The sequence below is a fragment of the Pseudomonas sp. 2848 genome (assembly GCF_003253945.1).
Taxonomy (GTDB): Bacteria; Pseudomonadota; Gammaproteobacteria; order Pseudomonadales; family Pseudomonadaceae; genus Aquipseudomonas.
On sequence record NZ_QKZD01000002.1, the window covers coordinates 420,241 to 441,870 of the forward strand.

At 63.9% G+C, this 21,630-nt stretch carries 23 protein-coding genes; 16 read left to right on the forward strand and 7 right to left on the reverse strand.

Annotated features, from left to right (window positions below; genetic code table 11):
- The first annotated feature begins 76 nt into the window (after nt 1-76).
- From DFS21_RS05895 to DFS21_RS05915, 5 genes are all read left to right on the forward strand, one after another.
- Complete coding sequence (locus DFS21_RS05895) at nt 77-862, forward strand: MetQ/NlpA family ABC transporter substrate-binding protein (RefSeq protein ID WP_094010961.1); 786 nt, start codon at nt 77-79, stop codon at nt 860-862.
- Between the two features lie 480 nt (nt 863-1,342).
- Nucleotides 1,343-2,008 (forward strand): amino acid ABC transporter permease, encoded by a 666-nt coding sequence (locus tag DFS21_RS05900; protein WP_102684747.1) that lies wholly within the window; start codon nt 1,343-1,345, stop codon nt 2,006-2,008.
- Nucleotides 1,989-2,648, forward strand: coding sequence for an amino acid ABC transporter permease (locus DFS21_RS05905; RefSeq protein ID WP_110697205.1), 660 nt, complete (start codon nt 1,989-1,991; stop codon nt 2,646-2,648). The genes DFS21_RS05900 and DFS21_RS05905 overlap by 20 nt, the downstream gene beginning before the upstream one ends.
- Nucleotides 2,645-3,430 carry an amino acid ABC transporter ATP-binding protein gene (locus DFS21_RS05910; protein WP_110697207.1) on the forward strand — a complete coding sequence of 262 codons (786 nt, stop codon included), beginning with the start codon at nt 2,645-2,647 and terminating at the stop codon, nt 3,428-3,430. The genes DFS21_RS05905 and DFS21_RS05910 overlap by 4 nt, the downstream gene beginning before the upstream one ends.
- The gene (locus DFS21_RS05915) at nt 3,427-4,299 is read left to right on the forward strand and encodes a transporter substrate-binding domain-containing protein (RefSeq protein WP_110697209.1); all 873 of its coding nucleotides are present in this window, start codon (nt 3,427-3,429) and stop codon (nt 4,297-4,299) included. The genes DFS21_RS05910 and DFS21_RS05915 overlap by 4 nt, the downstream gene beginning before the upstream one ends.
- Before the next feature lie 37 nt (nt 4,300-4,336).
- On the opposite strand, the gene DFS21_RS05920 is transcribed toward DFS21_RS05915, so the two are convergent.
- Both DFS21_RS05920 and DFS21_RS05925 read right to left on the reverse strand, forming a co-directional pair.
- Nucleotides 4,337-5,155, reverse strand: a complete 819-nt coding sequence (locus DFS21_RS05920) for an alpha/beta fold hydrolase (RefSeq protein WP_110697211.1) — start codon at nt 5,153-5,155, stop codon at nt 4,337-4,339.
- A gap of 47 nt (nt 5,156-5,202) precedes the next feature.
- A complete protein-coding gene (locus tag DFS21_RS05925) occupies nt 5,203-7,566 on the reverse strand; it encodes a penicillin acylase family protein (protein WP_110697213.1) in 2,364 nt (787 codons plus the stop codon).
- Between the two features lie 88 nt (nt 7,567-7,654).
- Between DFS21_RS05925 and DFS21_RS05930 the strand changes: the two genes are divergently transcribed.
- Nucleotides 7,655-8,221 (forward strand): sugar O-acetyltransferase, encoded by a 567-nt coding sequence (locus DFS21_RS05930; RefSeq protein WP_110697215.1) that lies wholly within the window; start codon nt 7,655-7,657, stop codon nt 8,219-8,221.
- On the opposite strand, the gene DFS21_RS05935 is transcribed toward DFS21_RS05930, so the two are convergent.
- On the reverse strand, nt 8,200-8,757 hold the full coding sequence (locus DFS21_RS05935) for a DUF6436 domain-containing protein (RefSeq protein ID WP_110697217.1): 558 nt from the start codon (nt 8,755-8,757) through the stop codon (nt 8,200-8,202). The two genes, DFS21_RS05930 and DFS21_RS05935, sit on opposite strands and share 22 nt — an antisense overlap.
- A 125-nt stretch (nt 8,758-8,882) precedes the next feature.
- On the opposite strand from DFS21_RS05935, the gene DFS21_RS05940 reads away from it, so the two are divergent.
- Complete coding sequence (locus DFS21_RS05940; RefSeq protein ID WP_111531977.1) at nt 8,883-9,809, forward strand: alpha/beta hydrolase; 927 nt, start codon at nt 8,883-8,885, stop codon at nt 9,807-9,809.
- A 1-nt stretch (nt 9,810) separates the two neighbouring features.
- Here DFS21_RS05940 and DFS21_RS05945 read toward each other — a convergent pair whose 3' ends face one another.
- Entirely contained in the window at nt 9,811-10,563 is a 753-nt protein-coding gene (locus DFS21_RS05945) for a DUF2059 domain-containing protein (RefSeq protein ID WP_038707001.1), read from the reverse strand.
- A 121-nt stretch (nt 10,564-10,684) separates the two neighbouring features.
- Here DFS21_RS05945 and DFS21_RS05950 point away from each other — a divergent pair, with 121 nt between their 5' ends.
- Both DFS21_RS05950 and DFS21_RS05955 read left to right on the forward strand, forming a co-directional pair.
- Complete coding sequence (locus tag DFS21_RS05950) at nt 10,685-11,308, forward strand: 2OG-Fe(II) oxygenase (RefSeq protein WP_110697221.1); 624 nt, start codon at nt 10,685-10,687, stop codon at nt 11,306-11,308.
- Nucleotides 11,295-11,792 carry a DUF523 domain-containing protein gene (locus DFS21_RS05955; RefSeq protein WP_111531978.1) on the forward strand — a complete coding sequence of 166 codons (498 nt, stop codon included), beginning with the start codon at nt 11,295-11,297 and terminating at the stop codon, nt 11,790-11,792. The genes DFS21_RS05950 and DFS21_RS05955 overlap by 14 nt, the downstream gene beginning before the upstream one ends.
- An 81-nt stretch (nt 11,793-11,873) precedes the next feature.
- On the opposite strand, the gene DFS21_RS05960 is transcribed toward DFS21_RS05955, so the two are convergent.
- Entirely contained in the window at nt 11,874-12,356 is a 483-nt protein-coding gene (locus tag DFS21_RS05960) for a transporter substrate-binding domain-containing protein (RefSeq protein WP_111531979.1), read from the reverse strand.
- A gap of 226 nt (nt 12,357-12,582) precedes the next feature.
- On the opposite strand from DFS21_RS05960, the gene DFS21_RS05965 reads away from it, so the two are divergent.
- Nucleotides 12,583-13,059, forward strand: a complete 477-nt coding sequence (locus tag DFS21_RS05965; RefSeq protein WP_110697227.1) for a DUF4399 domain-containing protein — start codon at nt 12,583-12,585, stop codon at nt 13,057-13,059.
- Between the two features lie 73 nt (nt 13,060-13,132).
- On the opposite strand, the gene serA is transcribed toward DFS21_RS05965, so the two are convergent.
- A complete protein-coding gene (gene serA / locus DFS21_RS05970) occupies nt 13,133-14,362 on the reverse strand; it encodes a phosphoglycerate dehydrogenase (RefSeq protein WP_110697229.1) in 1,230 nt (409 codons plus the stop codon).
- Nucleotides 14,363-14,532: 170 nt separating this feature from the next.
- Here serA and DFS21_RS05975 point away from each other — a divergent pair, with 170 nt between their 5' ends.
- From DFS21_RS05975 to DFS21_RS05990, 4 genes are all read left to right on the forward strand, one after another.
- Complete coding sequence (locus DFS21_RS05975) at nt 14,533-15,930, forward strand: FAD-binding oxidoreductase (protein ID WP_111531980.1); 1,398 nt, start codon at nt 14,533-14,535, stop codon at nt 15,928-15,930.
- A gap of 25 nt (nt 15,931-15,955) precedes the next feature.
- Nucleotides 15,956-16,621 (forward strand): fumarylacetoacetate hydrolase family protein, encoded by a 666-nt coding sequence (locus DFS21_RS05980; protein WP_110697233.1) that lies wholly within the window; start codon nt 15,956-15,958, stop codon nt 16,619-16,621.
- 105 nt (nt 16,622-16,726) lie between these two features.
- The gene (locus tag DFS21_RS05985; protein WP_110697236.1) at nt 16,727-17,647 is read left to right on the forward strand and encodes an SdiA-regulated domain-containing protein; all 921 of its coding nucleotides are present in this window, start codon (nt 16,727-16,729) and stop codon (nt 17,645-17,647) included.
- An 86-nt stretch (nt 17,648-17,733) separates the two neighbouring features.
- A complete protein-coding gene (locus DFS21_RS05990) occupies nt 17,734-18,633 on the forward strand; it encodes an SdiA-regulated domain-containing protein (protein ID WP_111531981.1) in 900 nt (299 codons plus the stop codon).
- 119 nt (nt 18,634-18,752) lie between these two features.
- Here the strand turns inward: DFS21_RS05990 and rpiA are convergent, their stop codons facing one another.
- Entirely contained in the window at nt 18,753-19,427 is a 675-nt protein-coding gene (gene rpiA / locus DFS21_RS05995) for a ribose-5-phosphate isomerase RpiA (RefSeq protein WP_038707000.1), read from the reverse strand.
- A gap of 134 nt (nt 19,428-19,561) precedes the next feature.
- Between rpiA and ilvA the strand changes: the two genes are divergently transcribed.
- Nucleotides 19,562-21,076: a threonine ammonia-lyase, biosynthetic gene (gene ilvA / locus DFS21_RS06000; RefSeq protein ID WP_102684731.1), complete on the forward strand. Its 1,515-nt coding sequence runs from the start codon at nt 19,562-19,564 to the stop codon at nt 21,074-21,076.
- Nucleotides 21,077-21,155: 79 nt separating this feature from the next.
- Entirely contained in the window at nt 21,156-21,581 is a 426-nt protein-coding gene (locus DFS21_RS06005; protein ID WP_111531982.1) for a DUF2269 family protein, read from the forward strand.
- The last annotated feature ends 49 nt before the right edge of the window (nt 21,582-21,630 follow it).

A 21,630-nucleotide genomic window follows, 5' to 3' on the forward strand; every position in this document is an offset into this window, starting at 1 on the left:
CCGCTGCACGCCCACCCGAACGGATGGGCACCCGACTCGCCATCTGCGATGGCCCAGCTTTAGAACAAGGATCACCATGAAAAAGACCCTGCTGACCACCGCCCTGGCCGCCGCACTGTCGTTCGCGGGCCTCGCCAACGCCGCCGAGAAACTGGTGGTGGCCGCCACGCCCGTGCCGCATGCCGAAATCCTCGAACTGATCAAGCCGACCCTGGCCAAGGAAGGCGTGGACCTGGAGATCAAGGTCTTCACCGACTACGTCCAGCCCAATGTGCAGGTCGACCAGAAGCGCCTGGACGCCAACTACTTCCAGACCCTGCCGTACCTGAAGAACTTCAACGAAGGCAAGGGCACCCACCTGGAGACCGTGATCGGCGTGCACGTCGAACCGTTCGGTGGCTACTCGAAGAAGGTCAAGAGCCTGGCCGAGCTGAAGGACGGCGCGACCGTGGCCATCCCCAACGAGGGGAGCAACAGTGGCCGTGCCCTGCTGCTGCTGCAGAAGGCCGGGCTGATTACCCTGAAGGATCCGAAGAACGCCCTGGCCACGCCGAAGGATATCGCCGAGAACCCGAAGAAGCTCAAGTTCAAGGAGCTTGAATCGGCCATGCTCCCGCGTGTGCTGGATCAGGTCGACCTGGACATGATCAACACCAACTATGCGCTTGAAGCCGGCCTGAACCCGGCCAAGGACGCCCTGGTGATCGAAGGTAGCGATTCGCCGTACGTGAACTTCCTGGTTGCCCGCCCGGACAACAAGGACAGCGCGGCGATCCAGAAGCTGGCCAAGGCGCTGACCAGCCCGGAAGTGAAGGCATTCATCGAGAAGAAGTACAGCGGCGCGGTACTGCCAGCGTTCTGATACGCGACCTGGAACGAAAAACGCCGACGCATTTTGCGTCGGCGTTTTTGTTTGTGCTGGCCTGATGGCGGGCTGGCCGGTCTTGAGTAGTGCAGCGCGAGCCTCAGCGTTGAGTCGCCAGGGCCCGGCGCAGCGCCAGGAGCCACAGCAGTTGTTCGTTCGAAGCAGGCAAGCAGGGGCTATTCATCGTTGTCTTCCTTGTTGAATGTGATGGGCCGTGCAAGTCACAGTTTGAAATCCCTTTGAGGGGAAAATCCTCGGAAAGATCCGCGTCTAGGGAAGGAAATTTCCGAGCGTCACGGGGTGGTGATATAGATATGCAATAAAGATATTTATAAAAATATTTTTATGCCTTTAGAGTCTAGGAATCGTGCTTACCGGCACAGCGCCACTATTCGTGAAACGACGCCGAGCAACCCTCGTGCCGACCCTGGACCTTCCCATGCCGTACCTTCGTGACACCGTGCCGAGGCCCCTTCCATGAGCTTCGACACCGCTTTCATGCTTAGCACACTGCCGGCCTTCTTCAAGGCCGTTGGCGTGACCCTGCAAGTCGGGGCGATCGCAATCGTCACCTCGTTGCTGGTGGCGCTGCTCAATGCGACGATCCTGGTGTTGCGCACGCCGTACCTGTGGCGCCTGGTCAAGGGCTATGTGGAGCTGGCGCGCAACACCCCGCTGTTGATCCAGCTGTTCTTCGTCTACTTCGCCTTGCCGAGCCTGGGGGTGAAGGTATCCGGCTTCGCTGCCGCGATCATCACCCTGACGTTCATGGGCGGTGCCTACCTCACCGAGGTACTGCGCGCCGGGGTCGAGGCCGTGCCACGGGCGCAACTGGAATCCGGGCGCTCCATCGGGCTTTCCGAGGGCCAGCTGCTGCGCCATGTGATCCTGCCCCAGGCCGGCATCCTCAGCCTGCCGGCACTGTTCGCCAATTTCGTCTTCCTGCTCAAGGAAACCACCGTGGTTTCGGCGGTGGCGGTGCCGGAGATTCTCTACACCACCAAGAACTACATCGCCCTGTACTACAAGACCTACGAAATGCTCGCCGTGCTGACCCTGCTCTGCGTGCTGATCTTCCTGCCGCTGTCGCTGCTGCTGCGCTACCTGGAACGGAGGCTGCAACATGGCCAGTTCGGGCATTGAGCTGCTGCTGGTTTCGCTGCCGCAACTGGCCACGGGCGCTGGGCAGACCCTGGCGATCTCGGCGCTGGGCATCCTGTTCGCCACCTTGGGCGGCGTGCTCTACGGCGTGCTGGCGACCCTCGGCAGCCGTGGGCTGAACATCCTGTTGCAGGTGTACCTGGAACTGTTCCGGGCGATTCCGGTGCTGGTCTGGCTGTACCTGGTGTTCTTCGGCTTGCCGATCTTCTTCGGCCTGAGCATCCCCAGCTTCTGGTGCGCGGTGCTGGTGCTGGGCCTGTGGGGCGCCAGTGAGGTCGGCGAGGTGGTGCGCGGCGCCTTGCAGTCGCTGCCACGCGGGCAGCGCGAGGCGGGGTTGTCGATCGGCCTGGGCGGCTGGCAGCTGTATGCCTATGTGCTGCTGCCCCAGGCGCTCAAGCGCATGACCCCGCCGACCATCAATATCTACACGCGGATCATCAAGACCAGTTCGCTGGCGGTGCTGATCGGCGTGGTCGAAGTGATCAAGGCGGGGCAGCAGATCATCGAGCGCACCTACGAGTCGGTGCTGATCTACGGCGCGCTGTTCCTGTTCTTCTTTCTTGTCTGCTATCCGCTGTCAGCCGCCTCCCGCGTGCTGGAGCGGCGCTGGGCCCACGCATGAATCCATTGATCGAATTCCAAGGCTTCAACAAGTTCTTCGGCCAGCACCAGGTGCTCGCAGACGTCGACCTCAAGGTCGAGGCCGGCGAGGTGGTGGTGATCCTCGGCCCCAGCGGCTGCGGCAAGAGCACCCTGCTGCGCTGCCTCAACGGCCTGGAAGAGGCCCAGGGCGGGAGCCTGCGCCTCGACGGCCAGGAGCTACTCGGCCCCGACACCGACTGGCGTCAGGTGCGCCAACGGGTCGGCATGGTGTTCCAGAGCTACCACCTGTTCGGCCACATGAGCGTGATCGACAACTTGCTGCTGGGGCCGCTGAAGGTGCAGAAGCGCGAACGCCACGAGGCCCAGGCCCAGGCCGAGGCTCTGCTGGCCCGGGTAGGGCTGCTGGACAAGCGTGACGCGTTCCCGCGCCAGCTCTCCGGTGGCCAGCAGCAACGCATCGCCATTGTCCGTTCGTTATGCATGAACCCACAGGTGATGCTCTTCGATGAGGTCACCGCCGCCCTCGACCCGGAGATGGTCAAGGAGGTGCTGCAGGTGATCCAGGGGCTGGCCCGCGAAGGCATGACCCTGCTCATCGTCACCCACGAAATGGCCTTCGCCCGCGCGGTGGCCGACCGCATCGTGTTCATGGAGGCCGGCAGGATCCTTGAACAGAACCACCCTGAGCGCTTCTTCACTCAACCGCAGACCGCACGCGCGCAGCAGTTCCTGGAGAAATTCTCGTTCGTCGAAAGCCTGCCCAAGACACTGTCTAAGCCACTGCACAAGGAACTGTCATGAAGACTGCCCCGTTCGCCAAACTGCTCGCGCCATTGCTGGGCCTGGCCCTGCTGGCCGGCTGCAACAAATCCGAAGACCCGGCCAAGCCCGCCGCCGCCTCGCCGGCCAGCAGCTACCTGGAAACCATCAAGGCCCGCGACAAGCTGATCGTCGGCGTGTTCACCGACAAGCCACCGTTCGGCTTCGTCGATGAAAGCGGCCGCTACGTGGGCTTCGACACCGACATCGGTCGTCGCTTCGCCAAGGACCTGCTGGGCGACGAGAACAAGGTCGAGTTCGTCGCGGTCGAGCCTGCCAGCCGCATCCCGTTCCTGCAGAGCGACAAGGTCGACCTTATCCTCGCCAACATGACCGTCACCCCGGAGCGCAAGGAGGCCGTGGACTTCACCAACCCCAACCTGCGCGTGGCGGTGCAGGCCATCGTCGCCGACGGCAGTCCGGTGCAGAAGCTCGACGACCTGGCCGACAAGACCATCATTGTCACCACCGGCACCACCGCCGATATCTGGCTGACCAAGACCCACCCGGACTGGAAACTGCTCAAGTTCGAGAAGAACACCGAGTCGCTGGCCGCGTTGGCCAACGGTCGGGGTGATGCCTATGCCCAGGACAACCTGATCCTGTTCAGCTGGGCAAAGCAGAACCCGGGCTACCGCGTGCTGCCACAGCTGTTGGGTGACGAAGCACCGATCGCCCCGGCGGTGAAGAAGGGCAATACCGAGTTGCGCGATTGGGTGAACGCCGAACTGGCCAAGCTCGGCGAGGAGAAGTTCCTGCTCAAGCTGTACGACCAGTACGTGCGCAAGGAGCTGAGCGACGACACCAAGCCTGAGAGCGTGATCGTCGAGGGCGGCAACTGGCAGGGCTGATCGTCTAAACGGGGCTGCAAAGCAGCCCCTTTCGGTCTCAGCAATTGCGCGGTAACCAGTTCAACAGGAAATCATTCACCACCTGCGGATTCTCCAGGCTGGAGATATGCCCGGCGAATGGAATCTGTGCCGCCAGGCATCCAATCAACTGCGCCATCTCGGCGGACTCCGCCGGTGGCCTTGGTATGTCCTGATCGCCACAAAGCACGATGGTCCGCTCTCCCGGCAGCTCACTGAGTCGCGCCAGCAGGTCTGGCCGGCCGAAGATCACCCGGCCCATCGGGTCGAGGCTTTCGCGGATGGTTTCGGCGCTGCTTGCCTTGAGGTCCGCACGGAAGCACTCGCGCACCTCGGGCACCGTCTGGCCACCGGCATGGAAGAAGATCGGCACCACGACGTCCAGCAACGGGTCGATGAAGGCTCCCGCTTTGCTTGCCGCATCCAGCAAACCGAAATACTTCAGCCGCGTCGCCTCGGGCTCCGCGCCCAGGTAGGTGTCCATCAGCACCAGGCGGTCGACTCGTTCAGGGTGGTCGACGGCCAACTGCGCGCCCCACATGCCGCCAACCGACAGCCCGACCAGGTGGCACTTCTGGATATCCAGGGCATCGAGCAACGCCAGGTGCTGGCGGGCCAGGGCAGCCATGTCGACGGTGCTTGCGGGCGGAGCGGCGGAATCGCCGTGGCCCCACAGCTCAGGCACGATGACCCGGAAGTGCCGTGACAGGGCGTCGATCTGCGGTTGCCACATGGCGGACGACCACAGGTAGCTGTGACCGAGCAGCACTGGGAAGCCCTGGCCCTGGTCGACATAGCTCATGCGTGCTCCGTCGATCTCGATGAAGTGTTTCTGCATTGCGTGACCTCATGGATTGCGAGAGGGCCGCTGTGCGGCCCCGGTTTCTATCTGGGCACCAGCCGCAGCGTGCTTTGCGCCGGAATCACCCCCATCCGCGCCTTGTGATAGCGCCCCTCGATGTAGTCCTCGGCCTGGTCGCCATAGTGCCGGTCGAATGGCACGCCACTCTGCCCGACCGGGTTGATGGTCAGCGCGGCGCCGGCGTCGGCGAAGTCGATCAGGCGGCGGGTGGATGGCCCGTAGGTGACCGGCCAGGGCGCCGGGCCGATCTTCGCCGACAGGTTGTTCGGCACCTCATGGGTCCCGGGCGCGGCGTACGGCCCGACATTGAACAACAGGTTCAGCGGCTTCTTCACGCCCAGCGGATGGTTATGCGTGAGGGTATGGGCCTTGCCCCATTGCCAGCTGGCCGGATCCTTGCCGAAGGTCTCGCGCAGGTGCTTGAGGCTGCGCTGCCAGGCCAGGCGAACGATGGCGTTGCGATCGGTGTGTTCATTGCTACCACGCAGATTCCACCACGGCGATTGAGGGTCGCCAGCCAGGCGAGGCAGCGCGGCGTCGATGGCACGGGTGCTGATCAGCACCGGGAACCAGGTGTCGCCCAGTTCGTCGTGCAGGGCGGCGAACGCCAGCTCGTATAGGAACTGGTTGAACAGCGTGGCGCTGGTGGAGTCCAGCGGGTAGTCGCCGCGCCAGGCCGCCAGTTGCTCGACCAGTTCCTTCTCTTCGTCGCCCTGGGCGACATTGCGCAAGGTGCCGAGCAGCGGTGCCAGGGTACGCGGGCCATAGTCGGTGCTGGTGTCCAGCTGCAAGGCCTGGCTGTTCTGGGTGTCCCACTTGATGTCCGGGTCGCGTAACAGGCGATCGAGCTGGCGTCCCCGGTCGGCCAGGTTGTAGTAGCCGGGCACGGGCAGTGCGCCCGGTGGTTGGTAATTGGCCGAGACGATATAGCCGCTGGCCGGGTTCTCTTGCTGTGGATTGGCACTGAACGGGTAGAACCCCGGCTTGGCGGCCTGGCCGCTGCCGCCGTCGAGGATGAACGCCGGGTTGACTCCATCCGGGCGGATCGGCAGGCGCGCCGCCGCCCACCAGCCGATGTCGCCACGGGCACTGGCCCATACCAGGTTCAACCCTGGCGCCTGGATCTTGCTTGCCGCCTCGCGCATCTTGTCCAGGGTGTCGGCGCGGTTGATCTGGTAGAAACCCTCGAGTATCGGGTTCTCGGTTTCCAGGAAGGCCCACCACATGGCGATGGGCGTCGGGCCGGCGGTGTCGCCGAGCACGCTGTTGACGATCGGACCGTGGGGCGAGCGGCGCAAGGTGATGTTGGCCGGCTGCGCATCCTTGACCGCGATTTTCTGCTCGGTCTTTTCCAGCGACTGCCAGCGGCCATCGACCATCACCTGCTCGGGGTTCTGCGGATTGGTCCGCTCCGCGATCAGGTCGACGTCGTCGTTCTGGAACATGGTCAGGCTCCAACCGAAGTCGCGGTTGTGGCCGAGCAGGGCGAACGGGTTGAGCGCCTGGAAGTAGCCATACAGGTTGAAGCCTGGTGCCGACAGCTCGGCTTCGTACCAGATCGCCGGCACCGCGAAGCTGATGTGCGGGTCACCCGCCAGCAGTGGCCGGCCGCTGCGGGTATGGCTGCCGGCCACGGCCCAGGCGTTGCTGCCCTCGAACTGCGGAATGCCGGCATCGCCCAGGGCCTCGTGGCTGAGCCGCGCCAACTGCTCCAGGCTGCGCCAGTCGGCGGCGGCCAACGGCGTGGCCACGGCGCCGTCGGGCTGCCAGTCGAGGTCGAATATCTTCAGGTACTCGGGGCCGAGCTGGTCGCGGATGTAGGTCAGCGCCGGGTCGGTGCGGAACGCGGCGGCGAAGCTGTAGGCGAGGTAGCCGGCAATGCTCAGGGTGTCCTCGGCGGTGAAGGGGCGCGGCGTGATGCCGAGCAGGTCGAACTCCATCGGCTTGGGGTGGCTGGCCTGCCACTGGTTGATGCCGTCCAGGTACGCCTGCAGCGCCTGCCAGGCCGGTGACTGGCGGTCCTGGCGCTGCACCATCAAGGCTGCCTGGTCGCGAATGCGCAGGCTGCGGAACAGGGTGTCGGTGGGCAGCAACTTCTCGCCCAGCACCTCGGCCAGCTCGCCGCGAGCCAGACGGCGCATGATCTCCATCTGGAACAGACGGTCCTGGGCTTGTACGTAGCCCAGGGCGCGGTACAGGTCCTGCTCGTTCTGCGCCTGCAGGTGCGGCACGCCACGGGCATCGAAGCGCACGCTGACCGGCGCCTGCAAGCCGTTGATGGCCGCTTCGCCATCACGCTGGGGCTGCTTGCCCTGCACGTACCAGTAACCGCCGCCCGCAGCGGCCACGGCGATCACCACCGCCAGCAAGGTCAGGCTGCGCTTCATCGAGACTCCTTGTGCACTCGAGCGAAAGAATGTGGTCCGATCATCGGCGGATTCGCGAACTGAGCATAGCCCCCTGAAAGGAGTTTCCATGTCCCTCAGCGAAAAACAGAAAATGCTGGCAGGCCAGCTCTACCATGCCGGCTGCCCCGAGCTGCAAGCCGAGCAGGCGGCCAACCGGCACTGGATGCACCGCTACAACGGCAGCGTCGAGCAACCCAACGAGGCGCGCCATGATTTGTTGAAGGCGCATTTCGCCAACGTGGGCGAAGGCGTGGTGATCCGTCCGCCGTTCCACTGCGACTACGGCTACAACATCAGCGTGGGCGCCAACACCTTCATGAACTTCAACTGCGTGATCCTCGACGTGCTGCCGGTGCGCATCGGCGCCGACTGCCAGGTCGCCCCGGCGGTGCAGATCTACACCGCCGACCACCCGCTGGACCCGGCGCTGCGCCGCAGCGGCCTGGAAAGCGGGCGGCCGGTGATCATTGGCGACAATGTCTGGATCGGCGGCGGGGCGATCATCCTGCCTGGGGTGACCATCGGTGATAACGCCGTGGTCGGCGCCGGCAGTGTGGTGACCCGGGATGTGCCGGCCGGAGCGGTGGTGGTGGGTAATCCGGCGCGGGTGCGTCAATCGATCCAGGGGCAATAGCAGCCGACCGCCAGGGTATTTGAGGCCTGCACCCGACGCCCTTGTGCCAGCGCCTTGAGGATCGGCTCGATGAAACTGTTGCTCGAGTTGCACACCGCGCCTTCGCTGTAGGGGCCGAAGTAGGCGAGGTTGCCGTCGTGGTCCCAGATCGCCACGGCGGGGCTGGCGGGCAGGTGCTCGCTGCCGGGCAGGCTGGCCAGGGGCTTCAGTGTTCCCAGATTGGCCGGCAGTTGGCCGTGGCTGCCAGGCTTTTGCACGACATGGAAACTGACCCCGAGCGGCGCGAAGTGCTCGACCAGCTCGCCCAGGTGCTGCTGGTTGCCGACATTGCACGGGCAGGCCGGGTCCCAGAAGTGCACCACGCGGATCGGGCCCGGGCCGGCCAGCTCGGCTGGGAGGCGCAGTTGGCTGCCGTCGAAGAAGGTGGCCTGGTTGTCGAACGGACGCAGGTAGCGGGACTGGAAGCTGTCGTAGGCCCACCAGACGGTGGCAGCGCAGAGCAGCAGGGCAAGGATTATCAGAAGTCGCTTCGCCATAGGGGCCTTGCGCGATGCTCGTGGGAGCGGGCTCGCATTGTTCGTCGGAGGAGGACCAAGCTTGCCATGACGCGGCCCAGAGCTGAATATCGCAGATCAATACTTGCTTCACTCTGGATGTACCGATGCCCGCCAGTTTCCACCCCGACCTGCTGCGCGCCAGCCTGCCGCCCCTTGCCGATCGCCACCTGCTGTCCACCCCGGGCCAGGCCTACCAGGGCTTCTACGGCCTGGGCCTGTCCGCACACAGTTGGCTGGGCGGCTTCCAGGTGGCAGGCTTCGACCTGGTCGGCCAGGTCTGGCTGCCCGAACGGCCACAGGCGACGTTGTTCCTGTTGCATGGCTACTACGATCACATGGGGCTATACCGCCATGTGATCGAATGGGCCCTGGGGCGCGGCTACGCCGTGATCGGCTGCGATCTGCCAGGTCATGGCCTGTCCAGTGGCGAACGGGCCAGCATCGATGATTTCAGCATCTACCAGCAGGTGCTCGAGGCGTTGTTCGAACAGGCCCGCCTGCTCGACCTGCCACGGCCCTGGCATCTCTGTGGCCAAAGCACCGGTGGGGCGATCGTGGTCGACCATCTGTTGCACCAGGGCGAAAGCAGCCCTGTCGACGGCGAGGCAATCCTGTTGGCCCCCCTGGTGCGCCCGCGCGCTTGGCGCTGGTCGAAGCTGAGCTATTGCGTGCTGCGCCACTTCGTCAATGGCATCGAGCGGCGCTTCAGCGAAAACACCAACGACCCGGGCTTCCTGCCTTTTCTCGAAGCTGACCCGCTACAGCCACGGCGCCTGCCGACCGCCTGGGTCGGTGCGCTGATGAAGTGGGTCCGGCGCATCGAAGCCGCGCCCCGGAGTACGCGGCGGCCGCTGATCGTGCAGGGTGAGGCGGACGGTACGGTAGATTGGCCGTACAACCTCAAGGTGCTCAAGGCCAAGTTCGCAGAGCCGCAGATCCTCATGCTGCCTGAGGCACGGCACCACCTGGCCAACGAGCTGCCCGGCATCCGCCAGCGCTACTTCGAGTTCATCGGCCAGCGCCTGGACTGACTTACTTCAGGTTGGCGGCGTTCTGGCCCACGGCCAGGGCGGCGCGAATCGCGGCCACCGCGGCCTTGTAGTAGGCCTGGCCGTCCGTCGATTCGGCGAAGGTGGCGAACTGCTCGAGCTCAGCGTCGGACAGGTCGCGATAGACGTACAACAACGTGTTGTTCAAATCCTCGCCCACTTGGTTCATCAAACGCTGGCGCTGGCCATCGAGCAGGTTCTGGGCTTGGCCGCCGCCGAACAGGCCGGGCAGCATCGAGCTCAGGCTGTCGGCCGCCACGCCGGCGATCGCCAGGCTGACCTCGGCGCCGGCCTCGCGGGCGGGCAAGGCCTGGGCCAGGTGGCCGACGATCAGCACGCGGTTGTCGCTGGCCTGGATCTTCGGCAGGCCCTTGGCGTGCTTGGCCAGTTGGTCCTTGCGTGTGGCAAGTAGCTCGGCGGCCACGACCTTGCGCCCCAGCGGCGACTGGAAGAAGGCCAGGGCCGGCGAGGGGTTGGGCAGGTTGGCGCGCAGTTGCGCCTGGGCCCTTTGGTCCATGGCCTGGGCCTGGAACCGTTGGTTGCTGTTGTTGACCAGCGCCTGGTAGACCGCAGGCGGCAAGCTGTTGCGGTAGCGCTGTTGGGCGGCGCTCACGGCATCGTTGAAATGGGCGCGCTGGTCGGGCCAGCCAGCGACCTTGTACAGCTGATCGAGGGTGTCTGCCCAGACAGGCATGGTGCAGATCATCAGCAGAAGCAGGGAAAACAGACGGCGCATTCAGGACTCCTGTCGGCAGGCCGCTATTGTCCTTGGCGTGGCGGGGCTTTGTCGAGTCGCCAGCGGCGCTTCCTGACCAAGTGGCGCTGTGCGAGCGATGGCCGAATGGCTATGATGCGCCATGCACATTCCTTCCGAACATCCGCTGCTGTCGACCATTGTCGATGACCTGGCCACCCGTGGCTGGTCGCAGCAATCTCTTTTCCTGCCCGACGAACTGTCGCGTGCGCTGGCGGCCGAATGCCGTCGTCGCTACGCCGAGGGTGAGCTGAACCCCGCCGGCATAGGGCGTGGCGCCGCGCAGGAGATCCGCGAGGCGATCCGTGGCGACCAGATCCAGTGGATCGACCCCGGTGAATCGGAGGTCTGCGACCGCTACCTGGGGGCAATGGACAGCCTGCGCCAGGCCATCAACCGGGGGTTGTTCCTGGGGCTCGAGGACTTTGAGTGCCACTTTGCCCTGTATCCGCCGGGCGCCTTCTACAAGCGCCATCTCGACCGCTTCCGCGACGATGACCGGCGCATGGTGTCGGCCGTGCTGTACCTCAACGAGGGTTGGCAGCCGCAGGACGGTGGACAATTGCGCATGTTCCTGAAGGGCGATGTCGAACACGACGTGGCGCCGTTGGCCGGTAGCCTGGTGGTGTTCCTGTCGGGTGAAGTCCCGCACGAGGTACTCCCGGCAGGGCGTGAACGCCTGTCGTTGACCGGTTGGTTCCGGCGCCGTGGCAATGAGCCGTTCTGAGCTGGCGAAGGTGCTGGTCAGCGCCTGCCTGCTGGGCCAGCCGGTACGCTATGACGGGCGTGCCAGCGGCCATCCCGACCTATTGCAGCGTTGGCAGGCAGAAGGCAGGGTGGTGCCACTGTGCCCGGAGGTTGCCGGTGGCTTGCCTACACCACGACCGCCTGCGGAGATACCCGGTGGGCAGGGCGGGGCGGTTCTGGATGGGCAGGCACAGGTGCTGACGGTGACCGGCGATGATGTCAGCGGCGCCTTTCTCGCCGGGGCCCGCGTGGCGCTGGAACTGGTGCGTCGGCATGGCATCCGTGTGGTGGTCCTCAAGTCGGGCAGCCCCTCGTGTGGCAATCTGCAGACCTATGACGGCAGTTTCAGCGGTGTGAAGGTGGCAGGTGAGGGCGTGACCACGGCCTTGTTGCGGCGCGAAGGGGTACTCGTGTTCAGCGAGCTGGAGCTGGAAGACGCGCAGCGAGCGTTGAGCCAGATCTGATCGCGGGGCAAGCCCGTTCCCACGCAATGCTGAGCATGACGGCAGCGTTGCGCGGCAGCGGGCTTGCCCCGCGATGTGGTGTTACTGTCCGGCGCTCGCCTGCTTGGTGCCCTTGAGCCATTTGTTTTCCAGGTCAGCCAGGCGGCCATCGTCCTCGATCCGTTGCAGGGCATTGCTCACAGCCGTCTCGAAGGCTGGATTGCCCTTCAGGTACGGAATCACCAGTTTCTGGCTGGCGAGGGTCCGAATGGTGTCGAGTTGGTCGCTCGGTTCGATGCCTTGCTTATTGAAGGCCATGTCGAACTTGCCGCTCTCCACCCCAGGCAGCACCTCTTCGGCTGCGGTCTCGACGAACTCGGCCCGCACATCCAGCTCCTTGGCCAGGGCCTGGCCCAACTCGATCTCGAAGCCGGTCAGGTGTTCGTCTTCCTTGAACGCATAAGGTGGTGAATCGCTCAGCACGGCAATGCGCAGTTCGCCACGGTCGTTGATTTCGTCGATCAGTTCGGCCTGGGCCAGTGGGCTGAACAATACCGCCAGCAGAATGCCAATGGTCAAACGCATGAGTGCCCCTTCTTGTTCGGCAGGTGAATGTCATTCGCCGAGGCTTTCTTTTCTGCCGCGGTCGAACGCAGCCTATGACCGTGTAGCCGCGTTAATGTTTACGCCGGCCTGAAATATTTCTGCCCCTGTTTTTGAACCTCTGCCTGGCTGGTTGGACTATGGTGAAGTACCGCTGTGCTTCGTTTAAGTGATAGCGGTCAATTGAAGTGAATCACAGGAGAAGTGAATGAAAAGCCTATTTTCGCGTGCTGCCGTCGCCGGTCTGCTGATGGGGGCGTCGGTGTTCGCCAGTGCCGCGGATGCGCTGAAGAGCCAGCAGCCACCGGAGGGCGCCAAGGTCTTCATCGTTTCCCCCGCCGACGGGGCCACGGTCGACAAGACCTTCACCGTCAAGTTCGGTATCGAGGGCATGGGCCTCAAGCCTGCGGGTGACCAGACTCCGCACACCGGGCATCACCATCTGCTGGTAGATGTGGACAAGGCGCCGGTCGCCGACATGCCGTTGCCGACCAGCCTGATGCCGGAGAACAACGCACCCCTGCCAGCTGGCCCGCAAGTACTGCACTTCGGCAAGGCACAGACCGAGGCGACCATCACCCTGACGCCGGGCAAGCACACCCTGCAACTGGTGCTGGGCGACATGTACCATGTGCCGTTCAAACCGAGCGTCGAGTCACAGAAGATCACCGTCATCGTCAAATGACGCTTGCTCTGTAGACGCACGCAACGAAAAAGGGAGGCCACCAGGGCCTCCCTTTCTCATGCAGCCGGCAAACTTAGAACAGTACGCGCGAGCGAATAGTGCCCTTCACATGCTGCAGTTTTTCCTGGGCCAGATCGGAGTACTCGGCATCGACGTCGATGACCACGTAACCCACTTTCTCGTCGGTCTGCAGGAACTGACCGGAGATGTTGATACCGTTCTCGGCGAACACTTTGTTGATCTCGCTGAGTACGCCCGGGATGTTTTCGTGGATGTGCAGCAGGCGGTGCTTGCCTGGGTGGGCCGGCAGCGCGACTTCCGGGAAGTTGACCGACGACACCGAGGTACCGTTGTCGCTGTACTTGACCAGCTTCTCGGCCACTTCCAGGCCGATGTTGGCCTGGGCTTCGGCGGTGGAACCACCGATGTGCGGGGTCAGGATCACGTTGTCCAGGCCACGCAGCGGGCTTTCGAACTCTTCGTCGTTGGAGCGTGGCTCGACCGGGAACACGTCGATGGCGGCGCCGATCAGGTGCTTGTCCTTGATCGCGGCGGCCAGGTGGTCCAGCTCGACCACGGTGCCACGGGCGGCGTTGATCAGGATCGCGCCCTTCTTCATCGCGCGGATTTCCTTCTCGCCGATCATCCACTGGGTGGATGGCAGCTCGGGCACGTGCAGCGAGACGATGTCGGCCAGGCCCAGCAGCTCGTTCAGGCTGGTGACCTGGGTGGCGTTGCCCAGCGGCAGCTTGGTCAGCGGGTCGTAGAAGTAGACCTGCATGCCCAGGCTTTCGGCCAGCACCGACAGCTGGGTACCGATCGAGCCATAGCCGACGATGCCCAGTTTCTTGCCGCGGATCTCGAAGGAGTTGGCCGCGCTCTTGATCCAGCCACCGCGGTGGCAGGAGGCGTTCTTCTCGGGGATGCCGCGCAGCAACAGGATGGCTTCGGCCAGCACCAGTTCGGCCACCGAACGGGTGTTGGAGTACGGCGCGTTGAACACCGCGATGCCGCGGTTGCGGGCCGCGCTCAGGTCGACCTGGTTGGTGCCGATGCAGAAACAGCCGACCGCGACCAGTTTCTTCGCACAGTCGAAGACCTCTTCGGTCAGCTGGGTGCGCGAGCGGATGCCGATGAAGTGGGCATCGGCGATCTTTTCCTTCAGCTCTGCATCCGGCAGCGAGCCGGTGAGGTACTCGATGTTGCTGTACCCGGCAGCCTTGAGGATATCCACCGCATTCTGGTGGACGCCTTCAAGAAGAAGGAACCTGATCTTGCTCTTGTCGAGAGAAGTCTTGCTCATCTGCGTAAACCTGTATCCCGGAGAAAAATGGCGAGGGGGGTGAAGCGGCGCGGCGTCGGCCTTAGCACGAACAGCGGGAGGGCTATGCTAGCATACGCGACACAATCTGAGCCCATCCCGACAGGTGAAGCGTGCTCAGGGTGACTATGAATAAGTCGAGAGTTCCAGCGATGACCCAGTCCGTGGTAATTGATGAACTGATGACCCTGGTCGACCCTGGCAAGGTCCTCACCGACCCTGCCTCGCTCGACGCCTACGGCAAGGACTGGACCAAGCACTACCCGCCTGCGCCAAGCGCGATCGTCTTCCCCAAAACCATCGATCAAGTCCAGGCCATCGTGCGCTGGGCCAACCGGCACAAGGTCGCCTTGGTGCCATCGGGCGGGCGTACAGGATTGTCGGGCGCTGCCGTGGCCGCCCATGGCGAGGTGGTGGTCGCCTTCGACTACATGAACCAGATCCTGGCCTTCAATGAGTTCGATCGAACCGTCGTGTGCCAGCCGGGCGTGGTGACCCGCCAGCTTCAGCAGTTCGCCGAGGACCAGGGGCTTTACTATCCGGTGGACTTCGCCTCCTCCGGCTCCAGCCAGATCGGCGGCAATATCGGCACCAATGCCGGCGGAATCAAGGTGATCCGCTACGGCATGACCCGCAACTGGGTGGCTGGGCTGAAGGTGGTCACCGGCAAGGGCGAGCTGCTCGAGCTGAACAAGGACCTGATCAAGAACGCCACCGGCTACGACCTGCGCCAACTCTTCATCGGCGCCGAGGGCACCCTGGGGTTCGTGGTGGAGGCGACCATGCGCCTCGACCGTGCGCCGCGCAACCTTACGGCGATGGTGCTGGGCACGCCTGACTTCGACGCGATCATGCCAGTGCTGCACGCCTTCCAGGGCAAGCTCGACCTCACCGCTTTCGAGTTCTTTTCCGACAAGGGCCTGGCCAAGGTCCTCGCCAGGGGCGATGTGCCCGCGCCATTCGAAACCGACTGCCCTTTCTATGCCCTGCTGGAGTTCGAAGCCAGCACCGAGGAGGTGGCCAACGAGGCGCTCGCCACCTTCGAGCACTGCGTCGAGCAGGGCTGGGTGCTGGACGGGGTGATGAGCCAGAGCGACACTCAGCTGAAGAACCTGTGGAAGCTGCGCGAGTACCTGTCCGAGACCATCTCCCACTGGACGCCGTACAAGAACGACATCTCTGTCACCGTCTCGAAAGTGCCGGCGTTTCTGCGCGACATCGATGCCATCGTCGGCGAGCACTATCCGGACTACGAGGTGGTCTGGTACGGCCATATCGGCGACGGCAACCTGCACCTGAACATCCTCAAGCCCGACCACATGAGCAAGGACGACTTCTTCGCCTCCTGCGCCAAGGTCAACAAGTGGGTGTTCGAGATCGTCGAGCGTTACAACGGCTCGATCTCCGCCGAGCACGGCGTGGGCATGACCAAGCGCGATTACCTGGGCTACAGCCGCTCACCGGAAGAAATCGCCTGCATGAAGGCGATCAAGGCGGTGTTCGACCCGAACGGCATCATGAATCCGGGTAAGATCTTCGCTCCCGAATAAAAAGCAGTGTTCACAGGAGTCGGCCATGAGTTACCAGCACCAGTACGTAGACGGCACGCGCATCCACTTCCCGCTGGGCAAGGTGGTGTGCATTGGCCGCAACTACGCCGAGCATGCCAAGGAACTGGACAACCCCATCCCCAGCGAGCCGCTGCTGTTTATCAAGCCCGGCAGTTGCGTGGTGCCCCTGGAAGGTGGCTTCAAGATTCCGACCGAGCGTGGCTCGGTGCACTACGAGGCGGAAATCGCGGTGTTGCTGGGCAAGGCGTTGTCGACCAAGCCGACCGAGGAAGAAGTGCTCGATGCCATTTCCGGCTATGCCCCGGCTTTGGACCTCACCCTGCGCGACCTGCAGAGCAAACTGAAGGAAAAGGGCCTGCCGTGGGAGCTGTGCAAAAGCTTCGATGGTGCTTGCGTGCTGCCGCCGTTCGTCTCGGCAGGCGCCTTCGAGGATGTGAAGGACATCGGTATACGCCTGACCATCAACGGCGAGGTGCGCCAGGACGGCAACAGCGCGATGATGCTCAACCCTATCGTGCCGATGATCCAGCATATGGCCGCGTGCTTCTCGTTGCAGGCGGGTGATGTGATCCTCACCGGCACTCCGGCGGGCGTGGGGCCGTTCAAGGTTGGCGACGAGCTGGTGCTGGAGCTTCCAGGCGTCAGCCGGTTCGAGAGCCGGGTACTCTGACCCGAAGGTTCGCGCCTTTCCTGCAAAAAGTGCAGAGACGTTTACCGTTTTTTCACACCCTTTGCGGATAATGCGCGAACCTACGCCTACCCTCAGGACCCTTGCATGCCCTCTCCCTCCCGCGCTTCCGTGTCTCCCAAGCGCCCCTTTTACCGGCGCTGGCCGTTCGCCCTGGCAGCAGCTGCGGTTATTGGCTATGGCGTCATTTCGGCCATGCACTGGGACGACCGCGGCCTGCTGTGGATAAAGGAAGGTTTCGAAAGCCAGGCTGAACGCCAGGAAAGCATCTGGCTGCCCAGCTACGTGGTCGACATCGATGCCAAGCCGTTGCCCGGCATGGAGCGTGACGAGGCGTCGGACCTGGCGTTCAACCCGCACACCCGGTCGTTGTTCGCAGTCATGGGCAAGCACCCGTTCCTGGTCGAGCTCACCCTCGATGGCGACGTGTTGCGCAAGATTCCCCTGGTGGGCTGGTCCAACCCGGAAGGGGTGGCGGTGCTTGAGGATGGCCAGATCGCCATCGTCGATGAGCGCAACCATGACCTGACGCTGGTCAAGGTGGATGCCGGCACCACGTCGCTGAACCGCGCCGACTACCAGCCCTACGACCTGGGCGACGCTGATGAAGGCAACAAGGGCTTCGAGGCCATTGCCTGGGACCTGATGCGCCAGCGCCTGGTCATCGGCGCCGAGCGGCCGCCCAGGATGTTCATCTGGAACACCGATGGGCGCAGCCCGCTCAAGGGCCAGAAGCAGCCGCTGGCCAGCGACGAACTGGATCTGCGCAACTTGTCCGCGCTGGGTATCGACCCGCGCACAGGGCATCTGCTGGCATTGTCGGCAGACTCCAACATGCTGCTCGAGCTTGACGAAAAGGGTGAGCAGGTCAGCTTCATGACCCTGCTGGGTGGCTTCAATGGCCTGGCTGACACCATTCCCCGGGCCGAGGGAGTGGCAATGGACGACCAGGGCAACCTGTACATGGTCAGCGAGCCGAATCTGTTCTATCGCTTCAAGAAGAACTGACCGATCAGACATTTCTGATGGTGGCATTAAGCTTTGCTTCAGTTGATAGTGGTTAGCTACGCGCTCCTATTGCCGAGTCCGCCCGCATGCGCCGCCACGTTCGCCTGATCTTCGTCTTCTTCGTGTTTGTCTGCCTGCTCGTGCTGGGGGCTGCCGGGCACGAGTTCCGCTTGTTCGAGCGGGGCTGGTTCAACCTCAAGACCTGGTGGCAGCCGGCTGAGCAGAGCATCGGCCTGGATCGTTACCAGGTGGTGCTCGAGGCCAGGCCTATCGAGGGCCTGGACGACGACATCTCGGCGTTGACCTACGACCCCGACCGCAAGAGCCTGTTCACCGTCACCAATGCCCGGTCGGAGCTAATCGAGTTGTCACTGGATGGCCGTATCCTGCGCCGTGTCCCGCTGACCGGCTTCGGCGACCCCGAGGCGGTGGAGTACGTCGGGCCCAACAGCTACGTGATCACCGATGAGCGCCAGCAGCGGCTGATTCGTGTGCGCCTGGACGATGACACCCTGTTCCTCGATGCCGCCGACGCCGAGCAGTTGTCCCTGGGCATCGGCCTGAACGGCAACAAGGGGTTCGAGGGGCTGGCCTACGACTCGGCAGGCAAGCGCCTGTTCGTGGCCAAGGAGCGGGACCCGATGATGATCTACGAGGTGCACGGCTTTCCCCACGACAATCCCGACAAACCCTACGCCGTGCATGTGGTGCAGGATCGCAAGCGCGACCGGCGGTTGTTCGTGAGGGACCTGTCGAGCCTGCAGTTCGACGAACGCAGCGGGCACCTGCTGGCGCTGTCCGACGAGTCGCGGCTGGTGCTGGAGCTTGATGTGAAGGGGCGGCCGCTGAGTACCCTGTCATTGCGTAAGGGGTTCCAGGGGTTGAAGCAGACCGTGCCACAAGCTGAGGGGATTGCGATGGACGATGCCGGGACCATCTATCTGGTCAGTGAGCCGAACCTGTTCTATGTGTTCAAGCAGCCTTGATGGGTTGAGGATGGCACTTGCTTCGCCGGTATTCGCTGGCAAGCCAGCTCCCACAGGGTAGCGCGGATCCTGTGGGAGCTGGCTTGCCAGCGATTCGAGGGCGCAGCCCTCGCTGGCGATTACTCGGCCTTCAGGCTCTTCACGCCTTCAGCGGTCCCCAACAACAGCACATCCGCCGGGCGCGCCGCGAACAGACCATTGGTAACCACGCCGACGATCGCGTTGATCTGGCTTTCCAGCTCCACCGGGTTGGTGATCTGCAGGTTGTGCACGTCGAGGATGACGTTGCCGTTGTCGGTTACCACGCCTTCGCGATAGACCGGGTCGCCGCCCAGCTTGACCAGCTGGCGCGCCACGTGGCTGCGAGCCATCGGGATGACCTCGACCGGCAGAGGGAAGGCACCCAGCACCGGCACCAGCTTGCTGGCGTCGGCGATGCAGATGAAGGTCTTGGCCACTGCCGCGACGATCTTCTCGCGGGTCAGGGCCGCGCCGCCGCCCTTGATCAGGTTGAGGTGGGCATCGCTCTCGTCGGCGCCGTCCACGTAGAACTCCAGCTCGCTGACGCTGTTCAGCTCGTACACCGGGATACCATGGCCCTTCAGGCGCTGTGCGGTGGCTTCGGAGCTGGCGACGGCGCCGTCGAAGGCGGTCTTGTGCTGGGCCAGGGCGTCGATGAAGAAGTTGGCGGTCGAGCCTGTGCCGACGCCGACGACGCTTTTCTCATCCAGTTTCGGCAGGATGAGGTCGACGGCGGCCTGGGCGACGGCCTGTTTGAGTTGGTCCTGGGTCATGCGGGCTCCGGGAGGGGCAGGGCGGATATCGAAAGTTGCCTAGTATAACGGCTCCCGCGGCTTTGCTGTGGTCGCCCGACGTGGCGCTGCGGTAGACTCCCAGCCCTTGTCCCGCGGCCCAGTGATGCTTTCCGATGCTCGAACAGTACGTCAAGAAGATCCTCACCTCGCGCGTCTACGACGTTGCTGTCGAAACCCCGCTGCACACTGCCGGGCAACTGAGCAAGCGCCTGGGCAACACGGTGCTGCTCAAGCGCGAGGACCTGCAACCGGTGTTCTCGTTCAAGATCCGCGGGGCCTACAACAAGCTGGCGCAACTGAGCGCCGAGGAGCTGGCCCGTGGCGTGGTCACCGCCTCGGCCGGCAACCATGCCCAGGGCCTGGCACTGGCGGCGCGGGAGCTGGGTATCAAGGCGACCATCGTCATGCCCAAGACCACCCCGGAGATCAAGATCGAAGGCGTGCGCTCGCGTGGTGGCAAGGTGTTGTTGCATGGCGACAGCTTCCCCGAGGCGCTGGCCTACTCGCTGAAGCTGGTGGAGGAGAAAGGTTTCGTCTACATCCACCCCTACGACGACCCACACACCATTGCCGGGCAAGGCACGGTGGCCATGGAGATCCTGCGCCAGCACCCGGGCCAGTTGGACGCGATCTTCGTGCCGGTCGGCGGCGGCGGTCTGATCGCCGGTATCGCCGCCTACGTGAAATACCTGCGCCCGGAAATCAAGGTCATCGGCGTCGAACCGGACGATTCCAATTGCCTGCAGGCCGCCATGGCCGCCGGTGAGCGCGTGGTGCTGCCACAGGTCGGGCTGTTCGCCGACGGCGTGGCGGTGGCGCAGATCGGCCAGCACACCTTCGATATCTGCCGTCATCATGTGGATGAAGTGATCACCGTCAGCACCGATGAGATCTGTGCAGCAATCAAGGATATCTACGACGATACCCGCTCGATCACCGAACCTGCCGGTGCCCTCGGTGTTGCCGGGATCAAGAAGTACGTCGAGCTCAAGGGTGTGGCCGGGCAGACCCTGGTAGCCATCGACTCGGGCGCCAACGTCAACTTCGACCGCCTGCGGCATGTGGCCGAGCGCGCCGAGCTGGGCGAGAAGCGCGAGGCGATCATCGCTGTGACCATCCCCGAGCGCCCGGGCAGCTTCAAGGCTTTCTGCGAGGCCATCGGCAAGCGCCAGATCACTGAATTCAACTACCGCAAGCACACCTCGGACGAAGCGCACATCTTCGTCGGCGTGCAGACTCATCCGGAAACCGACCCGCGTGCGGCATTGGTACAACAGCTGACGGAGCAAGGTTTCCCGGTCACCGACCTGACCGACAACGAACTGGCCAAGCTGCATATCCGCCACATGGTGGGTGGCCACTCGGCCGGCGCCAGCGACGAAATGGTGCTGCGCTTCGAGTTTCCGGAGCGGCCCGGTGCCCTGTTCAATTTCCTCAACAAGCTGGGCGGGCGATGGAACATCTCGATGTTCCACTACCGCAACCACGGCGCCGCCGACGGGCGCGTGGTCGCGGGCCTGCAGGTGCCGGAGGATGAGCGTCACCTGGTGCCGGCGGCCCTGGCCAAGATCGGCTATCCATACTGGGACGAGACCGAGAACCCGGCTTACCGGCTATTCTTGGGCTGAACACGCTTCACCTCGCGGGAGCAGGCTTGCCCCGCGATGAGGCCGAAAGCGAAAAAGCCTGCTGAAGGATGATTTTCACATGGAACACCTGACCACCCTCAAGACCCTGCATATCCTCGCCACGGCCCTGTTGCTGCTTGGCGCCCTGGGCCTGGCGGGCTGGACCTGGCATGCCCGGCGCAAGGGCGACGCCGAGGCCTATGGCAAGTTGTTGCGCCGCCCGCTGGTGTTCGTCTGGCTGCTGATGGGGCTGTGCCTGCTGAGCATGCCGTTCACCGGCTGGTGGCTGGTGCACCTGGTCGGCTGGCCGCTGGGGCAGACTTGGGTGCTGGTCTCCAGCGTCATCTATACCCTTGGCGCGTTTGCCGTGTGGTGGCTGGTGGCGCGCCTCAACCGGCTGCGCAAGGCCGAAACCGTCGGCTTGAAGTTCACCTTGGCGCTGGCGGTGTTCAGCGGTGTGTGCTTCCTGTCCATCGCCGGCCTGATGGGCGCCAAGCCGGTCTGATGACACCCGCCAGCCCGCTCCCATTGGTAAACCTTGGGGGCGGGCGGGG